We start from the raw sequence: 24,528 nt of genomic DNA on the forward strand, positions 1-24,528 counted from the left end.
AAGACTCCTGCTTACTCAGCCAATTCTAAAACCAAATCGTCAGTATTCACCATAGTTCCGGCTGTGAGTATAATGGATTTAACAACCCCATCGGTTATGGCAGAAATATTTGATTCCATTTTCATCGCCTCTATCATAAACAAGGGTTGATTCTTTTTCACCTGGTCCCCTGCTTTGACAAATACTTTAGACAACAAGCCCTGTAGCGGCGAGCCAATATGACTGTTGTTATCTTTTTCTATTTTACGGTTTTCGGGTTTTACTACTTTTATCGATTTATCCTGGATTTCAATGTTCCGGGTCTGCCCATTCAGTTTAAAGAATACCGTTCGCATGCCATTGTCATCTGCCGGTCCTATAGAAAGTAAACGAATCAACAATGTTTTTCCCTTTGCAATTTCTATAGTCGTTTCTTCACCTGGCTTCATTCCATAAAAGAAATAACGGGTTGGTATAACGGATACATCACCATATAGTCTAAATGTCTTGATGGCATCAGCCGTAACTTTGGGATAGAATTTATAGGCCAGGTACATGGTATAACTCAGATCGTCGCCAAACTCCTTTTTAAAGTCGTCAAACTCCTGATCCAGGTCTAGCGGTTGTAAATGTTTGTTTGGCCTGTCGGTAAATGGAGTTTTACCTTTCAATAAAATTCGCTGTAATTCTTTCGGGAAGCCTCCTTCAGGCTGACCGATTTCCCCCATAAAAAAGGAAACTACAGACTCGGGAAAGGAAAGCTGCTCTCCCCTGGTGAAAATATCTTCGGGGGTGATCTGGTTTGCCACCATAAACTGCGCCAGGTCGCCCACCACTTTAGAACTGGGGGTAACTTTAACAATATCTCCGAAAAGCTGATTTACATCGGCATACCTTTGCTTAATCAGTTCAAACTGATCTCCTAAACCAAGCGCTATTGCCTGCGGCTTTAGATTGGAGTATTGCCCCCCAGGGATTTCATGCTCAAAAACTTCTGCAGAGCTTGCCTTTAAACCAGATTCGAAAGGATAATAGTACTCCCTTACGGCCTCCCAATAATTGGAATACGCATTTAACGATTTTTGATCATATGGGTTTTCCCGCTCGTGAAAACGCATCATCTCTACAATTGCGTTGAAGTTAGGTTGGGAAGTAGTACCTGATAAGGCTCCTAAAGCACAATCGACTACATCAACTCCCGCCTCAATTGCCATCAGGTAAGTTGCTGGCTGCAAAGAAGATGTATCGTGTGTATGTAAATGGATAGGGATTTTTACGGTATCTTTTAAGGCTTCTATCAATAGTTTGGCTGCATAAGGCTTGAGCAGACCAGACATGTCTTTAACACCAAGTATGTGGCTTCCCGCATTTTCCAGATCTTTTGCAAGCCTTAAATAGTAATCCAGGCTATATTTGCTGCGTTTAGGGTCGAGGATATCACCTGTATAACACAATGCGCCTTCTGCAAGCCCCTGCGTCTTCTTGCGCACCATTTCAATACATGGGGCAATATTCTCCATCCAGTTCAGGGAATCGAATATCCTGAAAATATCTACTCCCTTTTCCCAGCTTTTTTCAACGAAAGATTCAATCAGATTGTCGGGATATGCCGCATAGCCTACACCGTTACACCCTCTGATTAGCATCTGAATCAATATATTCGGCATGGCAGCCCTTAATTTCTCCAGGCGCCTCCATGGATCTTCAAGTAAAAACCGCAGACAAACATCAAATGTAGCTCCGCCCCAGGCCTCCATACTAAAGGTTTGAGGGTGGTGTTTGGCAAAACCTTCTGCCACCTTAAGCATATCATAGGTGCGCATGCGCGTCGCCAAAAGGGATTGATGTGCATCCCTTAATGTGGTATCGGTATATTGTATTTTCTTTTCCGCTTTAAGCCATTTGGAAAAACCATCCGGCCCGAGTTCGGTTAAAAGGTCCTTTGTGCCTTTTGGATAAGCACTATAATGATCGAAAGCAGGTACCTCCGGTTTTTCCAGCCTTTTATTTTCGTCCACAAACCGTACATCCGGATTTCCATTTACAGAGACCTCACCTAAGTAGGTCAGAATCCGTGTACCTCTGTCAAGCCGTTTTTTAGATTCAAAAAGTTCAGGGTGTTCCTGTATGAAATTGACGGTAGCCTTTCCCTGCACAAAGGTGGGGTGGTTGATCAGGTTCTCCAGAAACTGTACATTGTTTTTAACTCCCCTGATCCTGAACTCCCTTAGCGCCCGATTCATTTTTCTGGCGGCATCTTCCAGGGTAGCCCCGCTTGTACTTACTTTAACAAGCATAGAGTCGAAGAAAGGGCTGATTTTCATACCTGGATAAGTACTACCCTCATCTAATCTGATGCCAAAGCCTGTGGCGTTCCTGTAAGTGATGAGTGTTCCATAATCAGGTTTGAAGTCATTTGCAGGATCTTCAGTTGTAATCCTGCATTGCATGGCAAAACCGTTGCACATGATGCCCTGCTGATTGGGCAGGCCAATTTCAGGATCTGAAAGGCGATGACCATCAGCAATAAATAATTGGGTTTTGATCAGGTCGATACCAGTAATCATCTCTGTAACGGTATGTTCAACCTGTATCCTTGGGTTTACCTCTATAAAATAAATGTGCTCTTCCTGGTCTATAAGAAATTCGACCGTTCCAACATTATTGTACTGTACTGCCTTTGCAATGGAAGTAGCATAGTGATAAAGCTGATCTCTGGTTTGCTGATTTAGATTTAACGATGGAGCTACCTCTACGACCTTTTGAAAACGACGTTGCACCGAACAATCGCGTTCGTACAGATGGACAACTTCACCGTAACTGTCGGCTACGATCTGGACTTCAATATGGCGCGGACGGTCGATAAACTTTTCAAGAAATATGGTGTCATCTCCAAAGGCGTTTTTTGCTTCACTCCTGGCTTCTGAAAAACCTTTTTCCAGTTGTTCATCGTTTCTTACAATGCGCATCCCTCTTCCACCTCCACCAGAGGCGGCTTTGATCATCAGGGGATAACCGATCCGATGTGCTTCATTCAAAGCCGTTTCAATTGTCTTCAGTTCCAGTTCATTACTTTCAATAATAGGTAAACCTGCAGCTTTCGCCACCGTTTTAGCAGTTACCTTATCACCAAGGGCACGCATTACATCTGGTCTGGGACCAATAAATACAATGCCATTTTGCGCACACCTTTTTGCAAATTCTTCATTTTCAGATAAAAATCCATAGCCAGGATGAATGGCATCAGCTCCGCTATATTTGGCCATTTCAATGATGGCGCTCATATCCAGATAGGGCTTCAGGGGTTCATGGTCTTCTCCAATCTGATAGGCCTCATCGGCTTTATAACGATGCAGAGAATAACGGTCCTCATAGGTGTAAACCGCGACTGTCTGAATGTTCAGCTCACTACAGGCGCGCTCAATACGGATGGCAATTTCGCCCCGATTGGCAATAAGTACTTTCTTAATGTTCATTTGGTTCTTGTCTTAAGTGTCGCTAAATTATTACATTACTTTGAATCCATCACCATCGAAATACATTTATTATCAAGGATTTAAAGTGTAAAAGATACACGAAGAAAGTGCCAAAAAGAAGAAAAACCTTGCTATAGGGTATAAATTCTGGCCTATTTTTTAAGTTTCAAATAAAAGCCCTTGCTGTATGCTACCGGCTGGTTGTCGATATAAAGAATGGGCTCGCCTGCTACATAGGATGAGAAATCGGCTATAAGCTGGTATTGATCAGAGAAGTGATTAAGAAATCCTTCCTGGTTAAAGAACCAGGAAGGATAAGATGCAGGATAAATTTCAGGAGGCACGACTTGTAAAGTCAGCCGGTCATTACCTCCATGGTGAAAAGCGGTCCTGTCAAAAAGAATAAATTCAAAATTATAAGCCGTCAGTTTATCAAGAAAGGCATGTGGCTGTTCGAGGTACTGAACTGAACTGGAAAGTAAAACAAAATCAATTTGCTGATCCTGCATACAGGCTTCAATCGAGCTGTAAAACTTTAATTGCTGGTCCTGAAAATGAGTGTTGCCGGCAGCTACATAATGTTCCTGCTCTACTACACTCCAGGTTGAACATACTTCAGGTGTCAGAAATTCCCGGACCTGATAATAAGTGCTACCAAGTGAACCTCCAAAATCCAGTATATGAAGTGGTCTTCGTTTATAAAGAGCACTGTGGAGAAGAAAAGACAACAATGGAAAGGGATATTCCTTTTTATCAAAAAGTACAGAATCCCTTTCGTAGACTGCCTCACCGCTTTTTACTTTCAATAATGCATTTTTGGTTATTTCAAGAATAACACCAGCATCATAACCATTGGCATTTTTCAATACATCAGACCAAGACTGATAATTACCGGACCAACCGTATTTTTGTGCTTTCCCTTTCTTCAGTTTCTTCCAGAGTTTCCTTAAGCCCATAATACTTCAGTTACCTTATACCAGTCCTCGTATCTCTACCATTTCATCGGTTTCTTTTCCGTAGTCAACACCTGCAACATCAAAACCAAACAAATTCAGGAAATCGTGTTTATAACCCGGCAAATCACCAATTAAAGGTAAGCTTTCATCTGTAGCTTCGGCCCAAAGCCTGGCTACTTCTGTCTGAACGTCATCGCGCATTTCCCAATCGTCGATGCGAATACGTCCTTCCTGATCAACAGGTATTTCAATCCCACTATACAGTCTTTCTGCAAATAAACGTTGCATTTGTTCTATACAGCCTTCATGAATACCTTTTTGCTTCATGACCTTATACAGCAATGATATATATAATGGAATTACTGGAATAGCTGAACTGGCCTGGGTAACCAGTGCTTTATTTACAGAAACAAAAGCTTTTCCGCCAATGTCTTTTAAGCTGTTGGTGATGCTGAAGGCTGTAGCTTCCAGGTGATCTTTTGCACGGCCAATGGTTCCTTTCCTGTATACAGGCTCTGTTACCGCAGGACCAATGTAAGAATAGGCGACTGTTTCTGCACCTTCAGCCAGTAAACCTGCTCCTTTCAGTTCATTGATCCACATCTCCCAGTCTTCTCCCCCCATTACAGCCACTGTATTTTCGATTTCTTCTTCGTTGGCCGGAACTATAGATACTTCTGAGACGATGCCGGTATGAAAATCGACTGTTTTGTTACTGAAAATAGAATCACCGATAGGTTTCAATACAGAACTATACACCACTCCTGTTTTAGGGTGGGTCCTTTTTGGCGAGGCCAGACTATAAATCACCAGGTCAACCTGCCCAAGGTCTTTTTTTATGAGTTCAAGTGTTTTTTGTTTAATCTCATCCGAAAAGGCATCGCCATTTATACTTTTGGCATACAATCCGGCGTTAATGGCCTGCTTTTCAAAAGCAGCAGTATTGTACCAGCCTGGTGAAGCGGTCTTTCCTGGTGCAGGTGGTTTTTCAAAAAAAACACCAATGGTGGCAGCACCCGATCCAAATGCACTTGTGATCCTGGAGGCAAGACCAAATCCCGTAGAGGCACCAATAACCAACACTTTTTTAGGTCCTTCAATAGCACCTTCGGATTTCACATATTCGATCTGGTTGATTACATTTTGTTCACATCCTTTTGGATGTGCTGTAAGGCATATAAACCCACGCATTCTAGGTTCGATAATCATAAAGAGTTTTCTTAGGGTTAGAAATTAATATAAGAATGGATAAACATAAAAACAAAATAGCCATTGTTTTTATATATTTCCAATAATTTTAGGATAAGTTTCCAGTACCTGTTCAAAGCAGATTTTTAACCATTCTGTATAAATCTCCGCATTTTCTTTTAAATCCAATTTAAGGGATTCAGTATCAATATATTTAAAAGAGGCCACTTCAGCCGGGTCAGGTACGGGATGCTGGTCGCTGATCCCAAAAAATACATGATCATATTCATGTTCTGAAATGCCATTTAATAATTCAGCCTTATAAATAAAATTAAAGCCATAGCTGAGTTCACATGTCAGCCCCATTTCCTCCTGCAATCTTCGTTTGGCAGCAACCATGGTCTCCTCGCCTTTTCTGGGGTGACTGCAGCAGGTATTTGTCCATTTGCTGCCAGAATGGTATTTATTCGCTGCACGCTGCTGGAGCAGCAGCTGACCTTTGCTGTTAAAAATAAATACAGAGAATGCCCTATGCAGGCTACCTGTGAGGTGTGCTTCCATCTTTTCCATCGTTCCGATTTCAAGATCATTTTCGTCAACCAATATTACCTTTTCTGTCATTTTATCTAGCAAACCAATTGATGGTATAATTTTTTTAATGTTTCGGCCGGATCATCACAAAAGCCCGGATGTGGTCTGGAGGTTTGCAGAACAGTACTTCTTACAGCGGTTAACCATCTGAACCTGGACGGCAAGTCCAGGCTGCCAATTGCTCCTGAACCATTTCCCCCTCTGCAAATTCTTTCAAATGACTCCAGATTTTCTTTCAATGCTGAAATGTCCAGTTCAGGACAAAATGCGTTTAAACGTGGCCCATCCAGCTTAAACATCACATTCAGAAACTTCTGCTTCGAGCAAAAAACCACCACGCCTACATTTATAAACTCTTCACGTTCAACCCTTGGCACAACGCGAATGACGGCATACTCAAATAAGTACTTTTCTTGCATTTTGTGCTTCCTTTACAAAAATTTCTGAATGGGCTGTCCTCGTTATTAAAAACTGCTCGTATGCTTTCCGGTGGGCCTGTGTTGTTTCAAACGCATCGTCCTTCAGCCACTCCTCCGGAATCAGCGCTACAATGGACCGGATAAGTTCCGGACTAAGGAGCGTTCGAAACTCCCGGTCAACTGCTTCAAGCTCTTCAGCGCGGGACAACATTACATGGTCTTTTATCAGTACGAACGGACGCAGGGCCTGTTCTTCCCAGTTTTGCCAGGAATGATGGAAATAGAGTGATGCCCCATGATCAATTAACCAGAGCTCTTTATGCCAAATCAGCATATTTGTATTTCTGGCGGTGCGATCCATATTCATCAGCAAACAATCCAGCCATACAATCTGGGAAGCTGTTCTGGCATCAACAGTGGTAACTACTGCATCAAATGTAATGGCACCCGAAAGATAGTGCAAAGCAAGGTTTAATCCTTCGCTTGCCCTCAGCAGGTCTTGGATCTCTTCGTCAGGTTCAGTTCTGCCAAAGGCTTCGTCAAGTGTTGCAAAAACAATTTCAGGCACCTTAAATCCCAGTTTCCTGGCAATTTCTCCGCCAATAATTTCTGCAATAAGAGCTTTGAGGCCCTGACCGGCCCCTCTAAACTTCAATACATATAAGAAGCCATCATCTGCCTCTGCGATGGCAGGCATAGACCCTCCCTCTCTTAAGGGGGTTACATATCTTGTTACGTTAACAGATCGTAAAGCCAACTGGCTATTGCTCATCTTCTTCTTTAATAGCGGTGAATAATCAGCGCTAAAGATAAGGTTTAGACGGCAATATGATGAAGCATTATAGATTAATCCAGGTAAGAAACGGATACCTTTTTCGGAATTGGCTCTGGATTAGTCTTTTTATTGTTATAATAATAAATGCCTGCGGCTTTAAACTGCTCAAGGTGATTTTTTAATCTTAACTGAAAATCGCTGAAGTCCTTTTTACCATCTGGTGTCCAGGCGGCTTCTGCAAGGGCGCTTATTCTTGGGAACAGCAGATAATCCAATCGCTGATTGCTGTTCACCGTTTCTGTCCACAAATTAGCCTGGATACCCATAATCTGTTGTTCATGTTCAGCCGTTTCAGCCATTTGCCTATGAGAAAAAGCATAGACCTTTTCAATCGGACTGTATTCACCAGCGGACCACCTCCTGCCCGAAACATCACCTGCATCTTGTACAAAATCAAAGTACAAAGGAATCCTTGGGCACAACACAACCCCATAGCCATTGTTCAACGCTGTTTTAAGCGTGTTGGGCCGATCATGCCTCCACCAGAAAACAATGGTGTTCTTTGGTTGAAGTTCAGCTTCTGCTACTTCATCCCATGCCAGCATTTGATTGTTCATTTTGGCGATGGAGTCTGCCATTCTTTTGATAAAATAATGCTCAACCGCTTTCAGGTCCTTTAGCCCGTGGATTTTCATCAAATGTTGTACATCAGGATCAGTATTCCATTTTTTGTTTCCAAATGCGACTTCATCACCACCAATATGAATCATTTGGGAAGGAAAGAGTACATCCGTTTCTTTAAGGATGTTAGTGAGGTATTGATAAGTTGCTTCTTTTCCCGGGTTGAAGGTAAAATCAGGGTGTTTTTCCGATCCACCACCACTATACTCCGGATAAGCCATGTTTGCGGCTGTAGCGTGGCCAGGCATATCAATTTCCGGAATTACCTGAATGTACCGCTCTGCAGCATACTGTACAATTTCGTTGATCTCGTCCTGACTGTAATACTTTGCAGGTGCAAATGGATTAAAATAATTGCCTATGCCACCTATCAAAGCCAGTTTAGGATATTTTTTGATATCGATGCGCCAGCCGGGTTGATCTGTCAGGTGCCAATGAAACCTATTTAACTTATAAAAAGCCATCCAATCGAGCAGTTGCTTCACTTTTTCCTTTCCAAAGAAATATCTCGACTCATCCAGCATCATACCTCTCCATGCATATTTGGGAGAATCCGTTATTTTCCAGCAGGATAGCGATAAAGTTGCCGATTGCCTTGCCAGCTGCAAAAAAGTACTGATGCCATTGAACAAGCCATTGTGATCATAAGCACTTATGGTAATGGCTTCTGGTTTCATATCCAATGCATAAGCTTCAATTCCGGCTGTTTTTTTTGTACTGATTTTCAATAAAATTGTCGAAGCGCTCTTTTTTTGTCCGATGCTGAGGCTCAGGTTCTTATGTTTAAGCAACTCCTTTTGCAAATGATGAGCAAGCGGCCCCAGACTGGGTTGATCAAATACTATGGTGCTGCGTTCCGAAAGTTCAAAGTTCCCCGCAATAGCCTTAAAATCGGCCGGCAGTGGAATTACAGGACAGGATTGCTGTGCCGAAACAGCCATACTTATGCATACAAAAAAGGGTAGCAACACTTTTTTCATCAGAAATTTATAAGGTTTTTAATAAAGCCAAGATAGCGCTTTTCAGCGCTATCTTCAGGCCACTAGGGTACTATTGTGAGAACTATTTCTTTAACATCACTAATTGAACCGTATACGTTTGTATTGCTTACCACAAAAGTTGCCTTAAAAGTACCTGCCTTGGCATAACTGTACGAGTAGGTAAGCAACTGAGTGGTCATGTTCTGCAGCGGTACCCCAATGTCTGTTCTTGCCCCTGCGGTTATACGCTCCCTGAACTCATACATACGGCCGTCTTCTCCTGAATAAAAAGTAATGTAATTGGGGTTGCCGGAGAAATTGAAATTGATCTGCTCGTCGACTTTAAATGCGGTTTTATCGTTTTCCGTGCTCACCTTAAAATCTGGTGCCACTACTTCCTTTTTGTTACACCCCATTAATATAAGTAACAATACGGGTAATATAAATATTTTATTCATTGCTAACTGTTTATGTAATAGTAATTCTAATAACCATCGTTTTGTACCATGGCCTTATTGAGCGACATTTCAAGAATAGGTATCGGGTACAACAAGTGCGTTGCCGTCACCCTTTGTGCCGCATCTCTGGCATTTTTGTAAATGGTTGTCGTCATTGAGGCATAGGTTGTAAACTCCGTAGCCACTTCCTGCATGGTATTCACAAAAATTCCCCATCTGATCAGGTCGTATTTGCGGAGCCCTTCAAAACAAAGCTCTCGGGCCCTCTCATCCTGGATAACCTTTAAAAAAGCAGCTTTACCTAAGGAGATTGCTCCGGGATAATCAGCATTTGCCGGGTTCGTTGCGCCTGGCAGTAATTTTCCATAACCACGTCTCCTTACTTCATTCAACGCATTTACGGCAATAGCATTAGGTCCATTGTTCAGCTCGTTTTCAGCTTCTGCCTGCATCAGTAAAACATCGGCATATCGCAGTATCTGAAAATTGGTTGGTGTATAATTTTTGTTTTTTGGAGAAAGCAGTTCGTATTCCCTGCGCCATTTTGCGCAATTCCTGGCGTAGATGTTTGTAGCGCCAATGTTTGCTTTCACACCAGAGGCATTTAAAGTATAGGTAGAGATGGCCCAATCCCTTCTCAAATCTCTTTTAGATACATCAACGGCACTAAATTCGTAAGAAGTGTACAGCTTTCTTGTCGTACTGACAAAGCCATAGGCATAACCTACAGAAGCAATTACGGCTGCATCGGTAGCCGCACACCGTACGCCATTTTCATTGCCTATCCTGCCGCCTTCTCTCACGGCGTCGTTGTTCGTTCCAAACTCCTCGGCTTCAAAAATACTTTCCTTAATGTCATACTGGTCTTTACAAAGGTTGATGAAAACCTGGCTGTAGTCGGGATTTAGCGAATGTTCTCCAAATTCATTAACCTTGGCAGCCCATTCTGCCGCATCTTTAAATTTGGAGGCGTCTTTCAGCGGATAACCGGCCATCGTTAAACACACCCGGGCCAGGATACCACGAACAGCCGATTTAGACACCCTGCCACCGAAACCGATCTGAGAGATTTTAAGCACTCTTCCTTCAGCCTCTGTCATGTCTTTTAAAATCTGGTCGTAAACCTCCTTAATGGTATTTCTCGGGGTGTTCACTTCATTTATCGACGTGGTAGGATTAAGTTTTAACGGTACCCCGCCCCAGTTTTGCACCAGGATGAAATAATAGAAAGCGCGTAGAAACAGGGCTTCACCTTTTACTACAGATCGTTTTCCATCATCCATAGTCGCTTTGTCCAGGTTAGCCAGCAACACATTGGCCCGTTCTATACCGTCGTACATGTATTGCCATAAAACCCTGATGGTGGCGTCGTCTGCGCCAAAATTATAATAAAATGGTCCGGTTGGAAATGAAGCATAAGAAAAGAAAGATTCATCTGTGCTGGGCGCATGCCGAATGGGCAGCTGACCGCCATAAACCTGCTCTTTTCCTAAAACGTCGTATACGCCATTCAATGCAGTATTTACTTCTTTTTCTGTGTTAAAATAGTTTACCGGAGATACGAACGTTGAAGGTACTTTATCTAAAAATTTCTTACAGCCTGTTGATGAGCAAATGATTGCCAAAAAACTTAAAAGAATTATTTTTTTCATGTCCTGTTGTTTAATCAGTTGTAATAATCTTATAATTAAAAGGATAAGTTGGCCCCAAAAGTGATGGTCCTGGCCCGTGGATATGCCGAGTAGTCAAAACCTGGTGTCAGCGCTGTACGTTTTACATTCACCTCCGGATCTATTCCCGTATAGTTGGTCCAGGTATACAGGTTCTGCGCGGATGCATAGAGCCTTAAACTCTTTATTTTAAGCTGCTTAAGAGCACTTTTAGGTAAAGTATAGCCCAAAGCAGCAGTTTTAAGCCTCAGGAAAGACCCATCCTCCACAATTCTTGTTGAATAATTGTATCCGTACTGTCCACCCGGTCTGTGCATGGTAGTGTTGGTGTTTTCGGGAGTCCATCTATCCTGATAGCTGGCAAACTGGTTTAAAAAAGCCTTATTTCCCGCCTCAAACACCAGCTTATTGGCATTGATGATGTCGTTCCCATAAGACCACTGAAAGAACACACTCAGGTCGAAATTTTTGTACCGGAAGTTATTTGTCATACCGCCCTGATGGATAGGGTATCCTCTTCCGATTATCGTCCTGTCAAAATCATTGACTACACCATCTCCGTTAATGTCCCGGTATTTGATGTCACCAGGCCGTATAGACGCTCTTGCATTGCCATTGGTTGTAATTTCAGGTTTTAACAAATAAGTTGTTGGTGTTGGCTGGGTAAAATCCTCCAGTTGATAAACCCCGTCCCAGATATAACCATAAATCTGCCCGATCGGTTGGCCAAGTTTGGCAATATACAAGGGAACTGCACTGTAAAAGCTGTCCCAGCTTACGGTGCTGGTTAAACTTTCCTGATTTTCAGTCAACTCCATCACTTTGTTTTTGTTGAAAGCAATATTGAAACTGGTTGTCCAGGAAAAATTATCATTTTGAATGTTTGAAGTATTTAATGAAAATTCAAAACCTTCATTTCTGGTTGCGCCAATGTTTTTAAAGGCAGTTCCATAACCAGAGGTATAAGGTAGTTGAGCATTCAGCAACAGGTCTGTTGTATTTTTACGGTAATAATCTACCGTCAGCGCTATCCTGTCTTTAAAGAATCCAAGATCCAATCCTGCATCTACCTGCTTTGTTGTTTCCCATCTTAAATCCGGACTGCCCACATTGGTAATGTGTATACCTGGCACCAATGTATTGTTAAACGAATATGAAGAGGCGATTGGATAGGTCATCTGCGCAAACCGGTCGCCATCACCAACACGGTTATTTCCTGTAGCCCCAAAGCTTGCTCTTAGCTTTGCTTCTGAAAGGAAAGACAACTTTTTCATAAAGTTTTCATTAATCAGTTTCCATGCTACGGCGCCTGAAGGAAAATCACTCCATTGATTTCCAGGTGCAAATTTTGATGAACCGTCGTTACGGTACGAGAGCGTCAGCAAATACTTGCCTTTATAACTGTAATTGATCCTTGAAAGTACAGATACCATAGACCATTCCGAACTATAGGAAGTTACAGGTTGTGGCGTTCCGGATGACAAACCACTCAAACCCAGAGCTTCATTTGGAAGCGCGTTTGCAGATAAACCATAATACAGATACTTGTTACCGGTTAAACTAAAAGCCCCAACAGCGGTGAGCCTGTGGTTCTTCCCAAACTTTTTGTCATAGGTTAATATATTCTCATTCGACCAGGTAGTCGTCTCATAGTTGACAATGCTTCCATTGGGCCCGTTTGAAAAAGGGTTAGACGGACTGCCGCTATAAGTATTTGAATTGTTAAACGATTCCGCACGTCTGTTAACCCTGTTTAAGCCACCGGTTACCTTCAGTCTCAATTCAGGTATAAAAGCATATTCTGCATATCCGTTTCCTATGAAATTTCTTGCAAATGTTTGCCTCAATTGGTTTTTTGCCGTCATAATCGGATTGAACCTATAATCCGTACCCGCCGAGACATATTCGTCGGTGTCCTCTTCAATTACCTCTTCAGGTAATACTCCTATAGGTGTAACCGGTCGGTAGCCCCATACGCTGTAAAGAAAGTTATTCATTGAAGAACCCGATGCTGTAGATGTAGCTGAACCAAAGGTTTTCGAACTGGTATAAGTTAGGTCTGCCCCTACTTTAAGTTTGCTGTTTACAGTTTGGTCTAAAGTCATTTTAACCTGCTGACGTCTGAAGCCGGAGTTTATAATGGTACCATCCTGTGAAAAGAGCTGTCCTGAGAGCGAATAGCGGGTTTTATCGGTACCACCCGACACGGATAATGAATTGCTCAGCATTGGCGCAGTTCTGAACAACTGACTTTGCCAATCTATACCTTGTGTGTTTCTGTAATCTTCCAGGGTATATTTATAGCCTATTGGCGGGTCTGTCGGATCCACCGGATCTGGGATTGGGCCCAGATAAGCATTTTTGAAGTCGGTTGCATTGATTTCGCTTTGCAGCTTCAGGTACTCGTACGGACTCATTAAGGGAATCTGGTGCACATTGTTCTGTATGCCGTACGATCCGTTGTACCTGATGGTTGGAAGACCTATTTTTCCTCGTTTTGTAGTGATCATGATCACGCCATTTGCTCCCCTTGCACCATATATCGCGGTAGCTGATGCATCTTTCAATACATCTATCGATTCTATTTCGGCAGGGTTAATTGCATTGTTGTCAAAGTTATCGATTGGAAAACCGTCGATTACATACAGTGGGGAATTGTCTTGCGTGATGGAATTGGTACCACGGATGATGATGTCTATCCCTGAACCGGGTTGCCCTTCGGATGAAGTGACCTGTAGCCCCGCTACACGTCCGGCAAGTGCCTCATCAAAAGACCTGACGGGAGCCTGCTGGAAATCGCTGATATTTACCTGGCCTACAGAACCTGTAAGATCGGAACGTTTAACAGTTCCATAGCCGATTACAACCACCTCATTCAGCTTAGATAGGTCGGACTCAAGGTAGATATTGAATTGGGTTTGGGTACCGACAGCAATCTCTTTGTTGACATATCCGATATAGGACACAATTAAAGTTGATTTCGGGTCGATCCCCTTTAGTTCAAATTCACCGTTTGTATTGGTAGTAGCCCCTTTTGTTCCATCTTTAACCCGCACATTGGCGCCTGGCAGCGGCTTCCCTTCAGTGTCGAGTACCTTTCCTCTGATGTCAACGAGTGCCATAACACCGGCCATCAGGGGTTTACTCTGATTCGACTTAATGACAACGGTTTTGTCTTTAATAGAATAACTGAGTTGTTGATTGGCAAAAAGTTTTTCTAAAGCCTCATTTAAGGAAACATTAGAAAAATCTATGTTTACAGCTTTTGCATTAGCCAGATCAGTATCCTCGTAAAGAAAATTGTAACCACTTTGCTGCCTGATCTTCTTGATTGCATTTTCAAGTGCAATATTTCTTGCAGAAAGTGTTATTTTTTGCCCGTAAGTAGCTGCACTCACCTGAAGTATTGCAGCCATTAATAATACTGAAGTTAATTTCATAACCATCAGGAATTTCGTTCTATAGCAATGAGGTTTAAATAAAATCCTTGTAGAAATTTTATACATTTGGTTTGGTTTTGGTTATCATAAACAATTGTTTCGCGACATTTTTTATAGTACCTCAACTCTTTTTCAGGAGTGTTGGTCGCACTCCTGATTTTTATTTCAGTACTTCTTTTAGTCTGTTAAGGGTCTCTTTTAAAATCTTTCATGTTTGGTTTATCTGGTTTGTATAGCTATTGTTTGTTATCCTTTTCCGGGAGATATTTTTATTTCACGGCCTTTAACCTCAAATTTTACTTTATTGGTCATTTCCAGCATCTGCAATACCTCCGTAACCTGTGCGTAACGTGATAATGTTCCGGTAAATTTTAAAGCAGAGACATTTCCTTCATAGCTGATGTCAACATTGTACCATCTGGAAATTTTGCGCATAATCGCAGTTATACTTTCGCTCGAAAAGACAAACTGACCATTCTTCCAGGCAATAGCTTCTTCGGTGTCCACATGTCTGATACGGATTCCGGAGTTATTTATCAACGCCTGATCTCCGGGTTTGAGCCGCCGTTCAGCGCTAAAGTCTGCTACATCATTAATGAGCGGACTAATGCTCACAGCACCTTCTATAAGTGTGGTGGTTGTTTGGGGTTCATCGGTATAGGCATTGATATTGAAATGCGTTCCCAGTACTTTAACTTCCTGGTTGGCACTGTGAACTATAAAAGGCCGGGCTATGTCTGTTGATATTTCAAAATAAGCTTCCCCGTTTAAGGAAACCATACGTTGGTTAGACTTTATAAAAGATGAAGGATATTTTAATGAGGATGCGGCATTCAGCCAAACCTTTGAGCCATCGGGAAGGAGAATCTGATATTGTCCGCCCTTCGGGGTCTCTATGGTGTTATAGCGCAGGTTTTCATCATCGTTCTGCTGGTCTGAAACGGTATACACCAGTTGCCCTTCAGCTGTTTTTTCAATTTGCACCCCAGATTCGCTCAGCACTTCTCCCCTGTTTAAATCATTTAAAGCAATTCGTTTGCCTGAGCTTAATGTCAGGTAGGCAAGGTTGTTGCCGGGTAAAATAGAGGTATTGTTTTTTACAGTGTTTTTTTTGCCCGAATCTTTTGAAATGAGGTATACCGCAAATACTGAAAACCCTGTTAAAATCAATGAGGCTGCTATATATTTAAGCCACGGACGTCGTATCTTGCTGGATTGATCCCTGGTAGTCAGACGTTCGATACGCCGGTCCATATCCTCTTCTATAAGTACGTCCATTTCATCGCTGCCCATCAGCCCGAACAGGGATTGTAATTCTTTTTCAGACGCTGCATTTTCTGCGTAACGTTGAATTAATTTCCGCTTATGTTCTGAATTCTGTTCGCGCATACCTGGCAATGATTTCTGTTGTTTGTGGTATGACGATTAGCATACAGGGCTAAGGTACCCCTGTTAAAAAATAAAATTTAACATTAAGGTTAAAGCCTTGTCAGAAAACCAATTAAAACACTTAAAGAAATTCCCAGTTCAGTCTCTGCAGCAACACGCAATACCTTCATAGACCTCACCATGTGTTTCTTTATGGCATGACGTGATATGCCCAGTATCGCCGCTGCTTCATCATAACTTTTAAACTGCTGCCGGCACAATTTAAAAATCTGCTGGCTCTGAGGCGGCAATTTTAGAAGTGTCTGATCAATAAAGCTAAGATATTCATTATACTGATGGTTATCTTCACTCGGATTGTTATGCAAGGGGTAAGCCTGAAGGATCAGGTTCATCGCAGTTTGTTCAATTGCTGCGCGTTTTAAGAAATCCAGGCACTGCCTTTTGGCAATGGTAAATGCATAGGCATTAAAAGTATGAATGCTACTTAGTTCCTCTTTCCGTTCCCATATTTTTAAAAATACGTTCTGGCAAATATCATCAGACAATTGTGCTGATTTCAGGTATTTTTTAATGAACAGATAGATGCGAATACGATACCGCTCATATAACACAGTAAACGCTTCTTCATCTCCCGCAGATACGAGTTGCAGCAATGAATATTCGTCAATGTGGTCCATTTTTTATCCTATACAGAGCGGCTTTTAAGGTTGAAATTCATCTGCAAAATATTGATAATATTTTAAATTAAAAGCACCTTGATTGAAAATAGATGTTAAATTTTATTTAATTGTGTTATTTTTTGTTGAAAAAACTATCAATCCATATTTTAACTTAGAAATCCTTTACTTTTCATTACTTCTATTTATAGAGTAAATATGCTATAAATATTAAATATAGAATAAATAACCTATAATTTTGTTTTATAGAATAAAAAATCTATATTTATAATCATTGAATAAATAACATGAAAACACAAGCTGTAATAACCGGGGACATCATTAATTTCACCCGCCTTACTGCGACCAAAAGGCAGCAACTAATTATGGCTACAGAGGCTTTGCTTAAAACCTGGACAGCAGAAAAAGAGAACGCAGAGATATTCAGGGGCGACAGTTATCAAATATTATTCAACGATGTTTCAGAAGCATTAATAAAAAGTATTCAGCTGATTTGCTGGTTCAAACAGCATTCTGAGAAAAAGAACAACGTAGATCTGGGGACACGCATCTCTGTGGGGATAGGCGCTATTTCCTACCAGGGTAAAAATGTACTCAACTCTGATGGAGAAGCATTTCATTTGTCGGGACGAAATTTTGATAAGATGAAAGATGAAGAATATCTTTCTATTCATACCGCCGAAGAAGAGAAAAATGCAGGTATCAAAATCATACTCAGCTTTATCAATAAATATATAGAAAAATGGACTACGGCCCAGGCTGAAGTAATTTTTATGCATCTGGAAGGCAAAAATCAACAGGAAACCGCAAAAACACTTTCCCTCTCCCAGCCTTCAGTAAACAGCAGATTAAAATCTGCAGGATGGAAAGAAATTGAGTCAGCAATAAAGTATATTACATACCTAGTACAAGAAAAATAATGGAAATAAACCTGCTACTGAGATTAATCATTGCCCATCTGCTGACTGATTTTGTCTTACAACCTAAAAGTTGGGTTGCCGACAGGCAAAGAAACAAAGGAAAATCAGGCAAACTCTATTTGCATGTAATTTTAACTACTATAGTTGCTTATATTTTTTCAGGGCTTTACAGCAACTGGATGATCCCATTAACCATTTTTATCACACATTTACTGATTGACTATGTCAAAGCAAAAACCGGTAAAGATAAATTCAGTTATTTTATTGCCGATCAGCTTGCCCATCTTTTTGTAATTTTCGCGCTATGGTTGTCTGTTGAAAACAAATGGTCAGAAGTTATGTCTTCTATACATTTGATTACAGAAACTACCGGCTTTTGGATAATTGCTACGGGATATCTATTTGTAAGCTGGCCATTGGGTATTGTTATAGGCAAAGCAACGCAGAAGTGGCGCGATCAGCTTGCCAGGGAAAAAGAAAAGCTATCTCCACCAGCAAAAGACATTGTTGATGAAGAAAGTACTATCGAACCAGTAACCATTCAGCCTTCTGAAGAACAGGAACTTGGGTTGGCGAATGCAGGCAAATGGATTGGCATTTGCGAAAGAATACTAATTCTGACGTTTGTACTCATGTCACAATATACTGCAATTGGTTTTTTAATGACCGCCAAATCCATTTTAAGGTTCAGCGAAAAAGAAGCAAATACCCAACTAAAAACCGAGTATGTGTTGGTTGGAACATTGGTTAGTTTTGCTTCCTCAGCACTGGTTGGTGTAATTATAAACCTGACCTTAAAATTATTCTTTATCTCCAATTAATGTCCCCGATACATTCCAGGCGCTAAAACTTTCCCCCTCGGGTTTACCAAGAGGTATAGCTACCTGTAGTATATGCTTACCCGGTTTAAGGTCCGGGAGCGGGACTTCTACAGGCAAGGTAATTGTACCTGGGCACCAGTTGGAACGACTCAGATCAGAGGAAGACAGGCCATTACCAAAATTACCGGAAGCCGGGTTTAAGAACCTGTATGTAGCACAATCTTCCCGCCAGGGTATAAAATGATAAACCCGCTTACCATCAACAAAAATTTCATTCTGCTTAGGTACAAACTCATCACCACCACCCCAGCCGCCATGACCTGTGGTCAGGTACCTTAGTTTAAGGTTTTTTACACCTTCTGGTATATCAATGGTTACACTGAGTGAATCCTGGTCGAACATGGTACCGTATTCCTGACCAGACATTTCCATTAAATTCGTGGTGTTAAAAACCGGCATTAACCATTTTTTCTCTTTTTGTTGCTTCTCCCCATCATATCCCGGATAGTATTTGAGATAAAGACTCGCTTTGTGCCCGCCTTTATCGTAATTTCCAATAAAAACACCTATCCATATTTCTTGTTGTAAACGCGGCAGAAGCGCAGTGATATCTTGTTTATACACCACTGAATCAGCCCAGTTGTACCCCTTTATCTTTGCCTGGGCATTGAAATGCCCTACTCCAAAAGAAGTAAAAAAACGCATCAGCTCCAAAGGTGGTAAATAGTCATCTGTAGCGGTAACGCCCTGGTATTTTTTCCCGTTCCGGCCAGTATAAACTGGCAAAACCTTAATGCCGTTCTGAAGGGCATTAAGATAAGAAATGGATTTATCTGCAGGAATCATGAATACAGAACCTGTCCGGTCATAAGCATCACCATTAGAACGTTGTACCAACTCCACAAACAATTGCTGGCCAGCCTTTGTCTCAGGTAATTTTACTTTTTTTAGGATAACAGTTCCACCGGAGAAACGATAAGTTACATTAGTCTGCTCTCCTTTTGGGTTTTCTATGGTATTGCCAAAGCTAATTTGTTCATCATTAAAAATTGTAAGCGTGTTATAACGATTTTCTATAACCTGTCGCTGGTAAGCCGCTTCATCTAATATAATGCCCCAGCTGGTTGGCCAGGCAAGTTCTTCTTTTGTTACCGGACGATAGTCAATATGCTTTGCAAAAGTCTCCGCATTGCCATTACGGATAGTCTTTAATACCAAACCCATTCCCGGTGCAACGGAGATAGCAGGTGTTCCTTTGATTTTAAGGCTGTTTGTATACCAGATCTCTATGGTATTGGAACGGATAAAAACCTTGGCTTTTTTACATGGAATGCCAAGGATGGTATCAACTCCAGGAAGCAATTCGGCCATTGCATATTCGTCATAGTTCTTTTTTAACGTATAAACACTCCCATTACTATTCTGAACCTGATAGCTCGCTTTTTGAGCCATTTGAAGATACTGCATTTCTGATTGTCGCCCCGGAGCGGCCAAACGTACCTGGTTACCTTTCACGAACATCTTTTGTTCACTGTTCGATTCCTTTCCGTTATTCCGGAATCCATAGGTCACCACCGCTTCAGTGGCAGTTGTATTTAGCTGGGAAAATAAAGCGCTGGGACTTAAAAATAAGGCCAGCCCTAATAAAATTACTCTCATGAATATAAAGTTAGTTTTATTTGCCGATGCAGAACTTACTAAAGATATTTTCCAGCAGGTCATCTGTTGACACAACCCCAGTGATGAGCCCAAGATAGTAGAGTGCCTGTTTAATATCCATAGCTAAGAAGTCAGAAGTCACAGGATTGTTCAATCCTTCAGCCACATTACTTAAAGCTGCCCGGGTTTTTTCCAGTGCTTCCACATGTCTGATATTGGTTACCATAGTATGGTTGTCAGAAAGCTTATCTCCCACCGCGGTATTGTACAGGAGTTGTTTCAATTCTTCAATATGCTGGTTTTGTTTTGCAGAAATCGAGATGAACTGAATACCTGCAGGTAATTTAAGTTCCTTTAAGCGATCGCTGAAGGAAAGGTCCATTTTATTTGCAACGGCAAGAAATGCCAGACCAGGTTTATACAAACGCAAAATATCCTCTTCAATCTCTGATGCAGAAAGGTTTACGACATCAAACAGATAGACCAATAAGGCCGATTGATTGATCTTCTGCATTGTTTTCTCTACACCAATGGCCTCAATTGTATCTGTAGCTTCCCGGATTCCGGCCGTATCGATCAGTCTGAAATTGATGCCGTTTATATTCAGCACCTCTTCTATGGTATCTCTTGTTGTACCTGCAATTTCACTTACAATGGCCCTGTCTTCATTCAGCAGGGCATTCAGTAAGGTGGATTTTCCGGCATTGGGCCGGCCCGCAATTACCGTATTGATCCCCTGTTTAATTACGTTACCCAATTCAAATGAGCGGATCAGTTTGTTCAGCACCAGGGTGATCTTTCCAATCAGCTCCTGCAGTTGATCCCGGTTGGCAAATTCTACGTCTTCTTCAGCAAAATCAAGTTCCAGCTCTATCATCGATGCAAAATGTATCAACTGCTCCCTTAACACATTCAGTTCAGTACTGAAGCCACCCCTTAGCTGGTTCATTGCCACATTGTGGGCAGCAGCCGAATCGGAAGAAATCAGATCAGCAACAGCTTCAGCCTGAGAAAGGTCCAATCCCCCATTTAAAAAAGCCCTTAAGGTAAATTCACCCGGCCTGGCCGCCGAAGCGCCTTTCCTGATCAGCAGGTTAATGATCTGCTGTATGATATAATTGGAACCATGACAGGAAATTTCTACAACATTCTCTTTGGTATAAGATTTAGGCGCTACAAATAAACTCACAAGTACCTCATCTATAATTGTTTCACCATCCTTAATTAAACCAAAATGTATGGTATGAGAATCCTGTGTTAGTAAATCCTTTCCACTAAAAACAGCGTTGGTAATGGCAATGGCATTTTTTCCTGAAAGTCGGATTACTCCTATAGCACCCATTCCCGGCGGTGTAGATAAGGCAACTATAGTGTCGTTTGTAATCATGGGTAATCTTTATTATGTTTGATTAAAGGCACAAAACTAGCCAAACATTTGATACCTTTTACTGTTTACCTCTTGAAAAACAAACAAATTACGAATGAAAGACATGCCCCTAACCGTCCGACGGTCAATCGAACTCCTTGGAATTGCCCTTGTTGGCGCAATCCTGGTCATAGGAAAAGACATCATCATGCCAGTCATTATGGCATTTTTCATTAGTATCGTCCTCCTCCCTGTATTTCGTTTCTTAAGGAAATATAAGTTTCCGGAAATAGCCGCTATTATCCTTCCGATCTTGCTTGTTGTTATTTTTGTGGGAGCAATCGTCTGGTTCTTCTCTGCTCAGATCGGGGTTTTGGCTGCAGATTTCCCCCAGATAAAAAGTAATGTCAACACCCATTTAAAATCGCTCAGCGAATGGTTTAGCACCATCAGTCATGTTTCTACAACCGAACAAATGAAGTTCATTACAGAAAAGAGCGATGATCTGCTGGCGATGGCAGGAAAGGCCGCAAGCGGAGCTGCTGTAACGCTAAGCTCCATTTTTGTATTCCTTGGCCTTCTCCCCATTTATATCTACCTGATGCTTTTTTACAAAGATATTTTATTACGTTTCATTTTCATGTGGTTTACACCGGCGCACCATCCAAAGGTAAAAGAAGCCATCTATGAGACGGAAGCTATCATTAAAAATTACCTGATAGGCTTGTTGATACAGGTTACTTACATGACCATTCTCCTGGGCGGGATTCTGCTGCTTGTTGGAATTAAGCATGCGTTGCTCATTGGTGTTATTTTTGCTATTTTAAACCTTATTCCCTATGTTGGCGCCTTGATAGGAAATATCATTGGCGTATTGCTTACACTGACCTCTTCTACGGAATTATGGCCGGTCATTACAGTTTTAGGGGTGATAGCGGTTGTTCAGTTCCTGGACAACAATATACTGATGCCCAGGATAGTTGGTTCAAAAGTAAAGATCAATGCTTTGTTTGCGATCCTGGGGGTAATCATTGGCGGCAGTATTGCCGGTGTCTCCGGAATGTTCCTCTCTATGCCGATTATAGCCGTTTTGAAGGTGATTTTCGACAGGACAGATAGCTTTAAACAGTGGGGCGTATTGCTTGGTGATGAAAGACCGTCAAAAAGCCCGATGACCTTTGCTTCGTTCAGAAAAAAACAGACAGTACCGGCAAAGGCTGGTGTAGAAAAAACAAAAGAGAAGGATTAGCGCTTCTCTTTTGTTTTTATCTGCGTTCAGAAATACTTATGCCTACATCCTTTCCGGAACAGTAATGCCTAAAATGCGCATACCACGTTTCAAAACGTCGGCAGTAACGAAGCTTAAATTCAGGCGGTGCAGCTTTACAGCCTCGTTTTCTTCTTTAATGATCGGCGGAACTTCATGGTAAAACTTGTTGAACATCTTAGCTACTTCGTATAAATAATTGGCTAAAGTAGCCGGACTATAAGTTTTAGCTGCAGATGAGATCTCGGCAGGATACCTGGCCAACAGCATGATCATATCGCGCTCTGTAGCCGTAATGGTGGCGGTATCAATACCCTTTGCAGCGAAATCATAGCCTGCTTTCCCCAATAAAGATTTGATCCTCGCATGGGTATATTGTATAAAAGGCCCTGTGTTACCCTGGAAGTCAATAGATTCTGAAGGATCAAACAACAATCTTTTCTTCGGCTCTACCTTTAACAGGAAGTATTTTAATGCCCCCAAGCCAATGTTATAATAGAGTGCCTTTCTTTCGTCCTCTTCAAAATCGTTCACTTTACCCAGTATTTCCGTCTTTGCCCTTGCTGTTTCTATCATTTCAGCAACCAGGTCATCGGCGTCAACTACTGTCCCTTCTCTGGATTTCATCTTTCCACTTGGCAAATCAACCATGCCATATGAAAGATGGTGCAGGCCTTTTGCCCAACTTTTACCCAGCTTTTCTAAAATCAGGAACAGAACTTTAAAATGATAATCCTGTTCGTTTCCTACTACATAGATGGATTCATCCATTTTAAAATCGTCGTATTTCATCTGGGCTGTACCCAAATCCTGGGTAATATAAACGGAAGTCCCGTCAGCACGCAGTACCAGTTTCTGATCCAAACCATCTTCGGTCAGGTCAATCCAAACCGAGCCATCAGGCTTTTTAAAGAAAACGCCCTTTTCCAGGCCTTCATCAACAGTTCCTTTACCCAATAGATAGGTGTTACTTTCGTAATAATATTTATCGAAATCAACACCGAGGTTCTTATAAGAAACTTCAAAACCAGAGTAAACCCAGCCATTCATCTTTTTCCAGAGTTCAATCACTTCAGGCACACCCGCTTCCCAGTCCTGCAACATTTTCTGTGCTTCCTTAATTAAAGGCGCATTCTTTTTGGCTTCTTCCTCGGTTTGCCCTTCCAGTTTTAAAGCATCAATTTCCTTTTTATATTCCTTATCGAAAATTACATAATACTTCCCTACCAGGTGATCCCCTTTCATTAAAGAGCTTTCCGGTGTTTCCCCATTGCCCCATTTTTGCCAGGCCAGCATAGATTTACAAATGTGAATCCCCCTGTCGTTTACCAGGTTCACTTTGATCACTTCATAACCATCAGCCTTAAGAAGCTCTGCTACAGAATAACCCAATAAGTTATTCCTTACATGCCCCAGGTGCAGAGGTTTATTGGTGTTAGGCGATGAATATTCAACCATTACCTTCTTTCCATTTGGTTTAATGGCCATAAATGAAGGTTCCAGTAACTTGTTATTGAACAGGTTTAACCAATAGGCATCAGCAATGCTCAGGTTTAAGAAACCTTTGATCACATTAAAGCCGGTAACCTCCTGCAAGTGCTGTACCAGATATTCACCCAGTTCTGCGGCAGTTACTTCGGGCGATTTTTTAGAGAAACGTACGATTGGAAAAACCACAAGTGTCAGTTGTCCTTCAAATTCCGGTCTGGTATCCTGTAAGGTTAACTGGTTTTCTGGTAAATCCTGGTTGTATAAGTCTTTTACTGCCGCTATTACAGTAGTAACAATTTGTTGTTCGATATTCATATTGCTAATA

General features: G+C 41.6%; 18 protein-coding genes. 3 read left to right on the forward strand and 15 right to left on the reverse strand.

The annotated features are described in order from the left end of the window. Positions 1 to 11: 11 nt before the first annotated feature. From ABIE26_RS06960 to ABIE26_RS07015, 12 genes are all read right to left on the reverse strand, one after another. Positions 12 to 3,455, reverse strand: coding sequence for a pyruvate carboxylase (locus ABIE26_RS06960; protein ID WP_310138562.1), 3,444 nt, complete (start codon positions 3,453 to 3,455; stop codon positions 12 to 14). 152 nt (positions 3,456 to 3,607) lie between these two features. Continuing rightward, positions 3,608 to 4,411, reverse strand: a complete 804-nt coding sequence (locus ABIE26_RS06965; RefSeq protein ID WP_310138560.1) for a TIGR04325 family methyltransferase — start codon at positions 4,409 to 4,411, stop codon at positions 3,608 to 3,610. Between the two features lie 15 nt (positions 4,412 to 4,426). Beyond that, entirely contained in the window at positions 4,427 to 5,620 is a 1,194-nt protein-coding gene (fabV, locus tag ABIE26_RS06970; protein ID WP_310138558.1) for an enoyl-ACP reductase FabV, read from the reverse strand. A 69-nt stretch (positions 5,621 to 5,689) separates the two neighbouring features. Beyond that, a complete protein-coding gene (gene idi, locus ABIE26_RS06975; protein ID WP_310138556.1) occupies positions 5,690 to 6,220 on the reverse strand; it encodes an isopentenyl-diphosphate Delta-isomerase in 531 nt (176 codons plus the stop codon). A 5-nt stretch (positions 6,221 to 6,225) separates the two neighbouring features. Beyond that, the gene (locus ABIE26_RS06980) at positions 6,226 to 6,609 is read right to left on the reverse strand and encodes a DUF3037 domain-containing protein (protein WP_310138554.1); all 384 of its coding nucleotides are present in this window, start codon (positions 6,607 to 6,609) and stop codon (positions 6,226 to 6,228) included. Next, positions 6,587 to 7,381, reverse strand: a complete 795-nt coding sequence (locus ABIE26_RS06985; protein ID WP_310138552.1) for a HipA family kinase — start codon at positions 7,379 to 7,381, stop codon at positions 6,587 to 6,589. Before ABIE26_RS06985 ends, ABIE26_RS06980 begins: the two co-directional genes overlap by 23 nt. Before the next feature lie 74 nt (positions 7,382 to 7,455). Next, positions 7,456 to 9,045 (reverse strand): beta-N-acetylhexosaminidase, encoded by a 1,590-nt coding sequence (locus ABIE26_RS06990; RefSeq protein ID WP_310138550.1) that lies wholly within the window; start codon positions 9,043 to 9,045, stop codon positions 7,456 to 7,458. Positions 9,046 to 9,107: 62 nt separating this feature from the next. Then, positions 9,108 to 9,503, reverse strand: a complete 396-nt coding sequence (locus tag ABIE26_RS06995) for a DUF5017 domain-containing protein (protein WP_310138547.1) — start codon at positions 9,501 to 9,503, stop codon at positions 9,108 to 9,110. 26 nt (positions 9,504 to 9,529) lie between these two features. Next, positions 9,530 to 11,155 carry a RagB/SusD family nutrient uptake outer membrane protein gene (locus tag ABIE26_RS07000; RefSeq protein ID WP_310138545.1) on the reverse strand — a complete coding sequence of 542 codons (1,626 nt, stop codon included), beginning with the start codon at positions 11,153 to 11,155 and terminating at the stop codon, positions 9,530 to 9,532. A gap of 35 nt (positions 11,156 to 11,190) precedes the next feature. Further along, the gene (locus ABIE26_RS07005; RefSeq protein WP_310138544.1) at positions 11,191 to 14,589 is read right to left on the reverse strand and encodes a TonB-dependent receptor; all 3,399 of its coding nucleotides are present in this window, start codon (positions 14,587 to 14,589) and stop codon (positions 11,191 to 11,193) included. Positions 14,590 to 14,859: 270 nt separating this feature from the next. Continuing rightward, entirely contained in the window at positions 14,860 to 16,002 is a 1,143-nt protein-coding gene (locus tag ABIE26_RS07010; RefSeq protein ID WP_310138543.1) for a FecR family protein, read from the reverse strand. Between the two features lie 89 nt (positions 16,003 to 16,091). Then, the gene (locus ABIE26_RS07015) at positions 16,092 to 16,679 is read right to left on the reverse strand and encodes an RNA polymerase sigma factor (RefSeq protein ID WP_310138540.1); all 588 of its coding nucleotides are present in this window, start codon (positions 16,677 to 16,679) and stop codon (positions 16,092 to 16,094) included. 287 nt (positions 16,680 to 16,966) lie between these two features. Between ABIE26_RS07015 and ABIE26_RS07020 the strand changes: the two genes are divergently transcribed. After that, complete coding sequence (locus tag ABIE26_RS07020) at positions 16,967 to 17,599, forward strand: hypothetical protein (RefSeq protein WP_310138538.1); 633 nt, start codon at positions 16,967 to 16,969, stop codon at positions 17,597 to 17,599. Further along, the gene (locus ABIE26_RS07025; RefSeq protein ID WP_310138535.1) at positions 17,599 to 18,420 is read left to right on the forward strand and encodes a DUF3307 domain-containing protein; all 822 of its coding nucleotides are present in this window, start codon (positions 17,599 to 17,601) and stop codon (positions 18,418 to 18,420) included. Before ABIE26_RS07020 ends, ABIE26_RS07025 begins: the two co-directional genes overlap by 1 nt. On the opposite strand, the gene ABIE26_RS07030 is transcribed toward ABIE26_RS07025, so the two are convergent. Together ABIE26_RS07030 and mnmE are read right to left on the reverse strand one after the other, a co-directional pair. Further along, positions 18,400 to 20,079, reverse strand: a complete 1,680-nt coding sequence (locus ABIE26_RS07030) for a PNGase F N-terminal domain-containing protein (RefSeq protein WP_310138532.1) — start codon at positions 20,077 to 20,079, stop codon at positions 18,400 to 18,402. The two genes, ABIE26_RS07025 and ABIE26_RS07030, sit on opposite strands and share 21 nt — an antisense overlap. A 16-nt stretch (positions 20,080 to 20,095) precedes the next feature. Then, on the reverse strand, positions 20,096 to 21,466 hold the full coding sequence (mnmE, locus tag ABIE26_RS07035; RefSeq protein ID WP_310138530.1) for a tRNA uridine-5-carboxymethylaminomethyl(34) synthesis GTPase MnmE: 1,371 nt from the start codon (positions 21,464 to 21,466) through the stop codon (positions 20,096 to 20,098). Between the two features lie 94 nt (positions 21,467 to 21,560). Between mnmE and ABIE26_RS07040 the strand changes: the two genes are divergently transcribed. Continuing rightward, positions 21,561 to 22,694, forward strand: a complete 1,134-nt coding sequence (locus tag ABIE26_RS07040) for an AI-2E family transporter (protein ID WP_310138528.1) — start codon at positions 21,561 to 21,563, stop codon at positions 22,692 to 22,694. A gap of 42 nt (positions 22,695 to 22,736) precedes the next feature. Here the strand turns inward: ABIE26_RS07040 and argS are convergent, their stop codons facing one another. Next, positions 22,737 to 24,518 (reverse strand): arginine--tRNA ligase, encoded by a 1,782-nt coding sequence (argS, locus tag ABIE26_RS07045; RefSeq protein WP_310138525.1) that lies wholly within the window; start codon positions 24,516 to 24,518, stop codon positions 22,737 to 22,739. Positions 24,519 to 24,528: the final 10 nt, after the last annotated feature.

It is taken from the genome of Pedobacter africanus, from assembly GCF_040548825.1.
In the GTDB taxonomy this organism is placed as follows: Bacteria; Bacteroidota; Bacteroidia; order Sphingobacteriales; family Sphingobacteriaceae; genus Pedobacter; species Pedobacter africanus_A.

What these genes read in the sequence shown, in the direction of transcription:
- ABIE26_RS06960 (WP_310138562.1), bottom strand. Translation starts at nt 3,455, where the DNA reads ATGAACATTAAGAAAGTACTTATTGCCAATCGGGGCGAAATTGCCATC.
- ABIE26_RS06965 (WP_310138560.1), bottom strand. Translation starts at nt 4,411, where the DNA reads ATGGGCTTAAGGAAACTCTGGAAGAAACTGAAGAAAGGGAAAGCACAA.
- fabV (WP_310138558.1), bottom strand. Translation starts at nt 5,620, where the DNA reads ATGATTATCGAACCTAGAATGCGTGGGTTTATATGCCTTACAGCACAT.
- idi (WP_310138556.1), bottom strand. Translation starts at nt 6,220, where the DNA reads ATGACAGAAAAGGTAATATTGGTTGACGAAAATGATCTTGAAATCGGA.
- ABIE26_RS06980 (WP_310138554.1), bottom strand. Translation starts at nt 6,609, where the DNA reads ATGCAAGAAAAGTACTTATTTGAGTATGCCGTCATTCGCGTTGTGCCA.
- ABIE26_RS06985 (WP_310138552.1), bottom strand. Translation starts at nt 7,381, where the DNA reads ATGAGCAATAGCCAGTTGGCTTTACGATCTGTTAACGTAACAAGATAT.
- ABIE26_RS06990 (WP_310138550.1), bottom strand. Translation starts at nt 9,045, where the DNA reads ATGAAAAAAGTGTTGCTACCCTTTTTTGTATGCATAAGTATGGCTGTT.
- ABIE26_RS06995 (WP_310138547.1), bottom strand. Translation starts at nt 9,503, where the DNA reads ATGAATAAAATATTTATATTACCCGTATTGTTACTTATATTAATGGGG.
- ABIE26_RS07000 (WP_310138545.1), bottom strand. Translation starts at nt 11,155, where the DNA reads ATGAAAAAAATAATTCTTTTAAGTTTTTTGGCAATCATTTGCTCATCA.
- ABIE26_RS07005 (WP_310138544.1), bottom strand. Translation starts at nt 14,589, where the DNA reads ATGGCTGCAATACTTCAGGTGAGTGCAGCTACTTACGGGCAAAAAATA.
- ABIE26_RS07010 (WP_310138543.1), bottom strand. Translation starts at nt 16,002, where the DNA reads ATGCGCGAACAGAATTCAGAACATAAGCGGAAATTAATTCAACGTTAC.
- ABIE26_RS07015 (WP_310138540.1), bottom strand. Translation starts at nt 16,679, where the DNA reads ATGGACCACATTGACGAATATTCATTGCTGCAACTCGTATCTGCGGGA.
- ABIE26_RS07020 (WP_310138538.1), top strand. Translation starts at nt 16,967, where the DNA reads ATGAAAACACAAGCTGTAATAACCGGGGACATCATTAATTTCACCCGC.
- ABIE26_RS07025 (WP_310138535.1), top strand. Translation starts at nt 17,599, where the DNA reads ATGGAAATAAACCTGCTACTGAGATTAATCATTGCCCATCTGCTGACT.
- ABIE26_RS07030 (WP_310138532.1), bottom strand. Translation starts at nt 20,079, where the DNA reads ATGAGAGTAATTTTATTAGGGCTGGCCTTATTTTTAAGTCCCAGCGCT.
- mnmE (WP_310138530.1), bottom strand. Translation starts at nt 21,466, where the DNA reads ATGATTACAAACGACACTATAGTTGCCTTATCTACACCGCCGGGAATG.
- ABIE26_RS07040 (WP_310138528.1), top strand. Translation starts at nt 21,561, where the DNA reads ATGAAAGACATGCCCCTAACCGTCCGACGGTCAATCGAACTCCTTGGA.
- argS (WP_310138525.1), bottom strand. Translation starts at nt 24,518, where the DNA reads ATGAATATCGAACAACAAATTGTTACTACTGTAATAGCGGCAGTAAAA.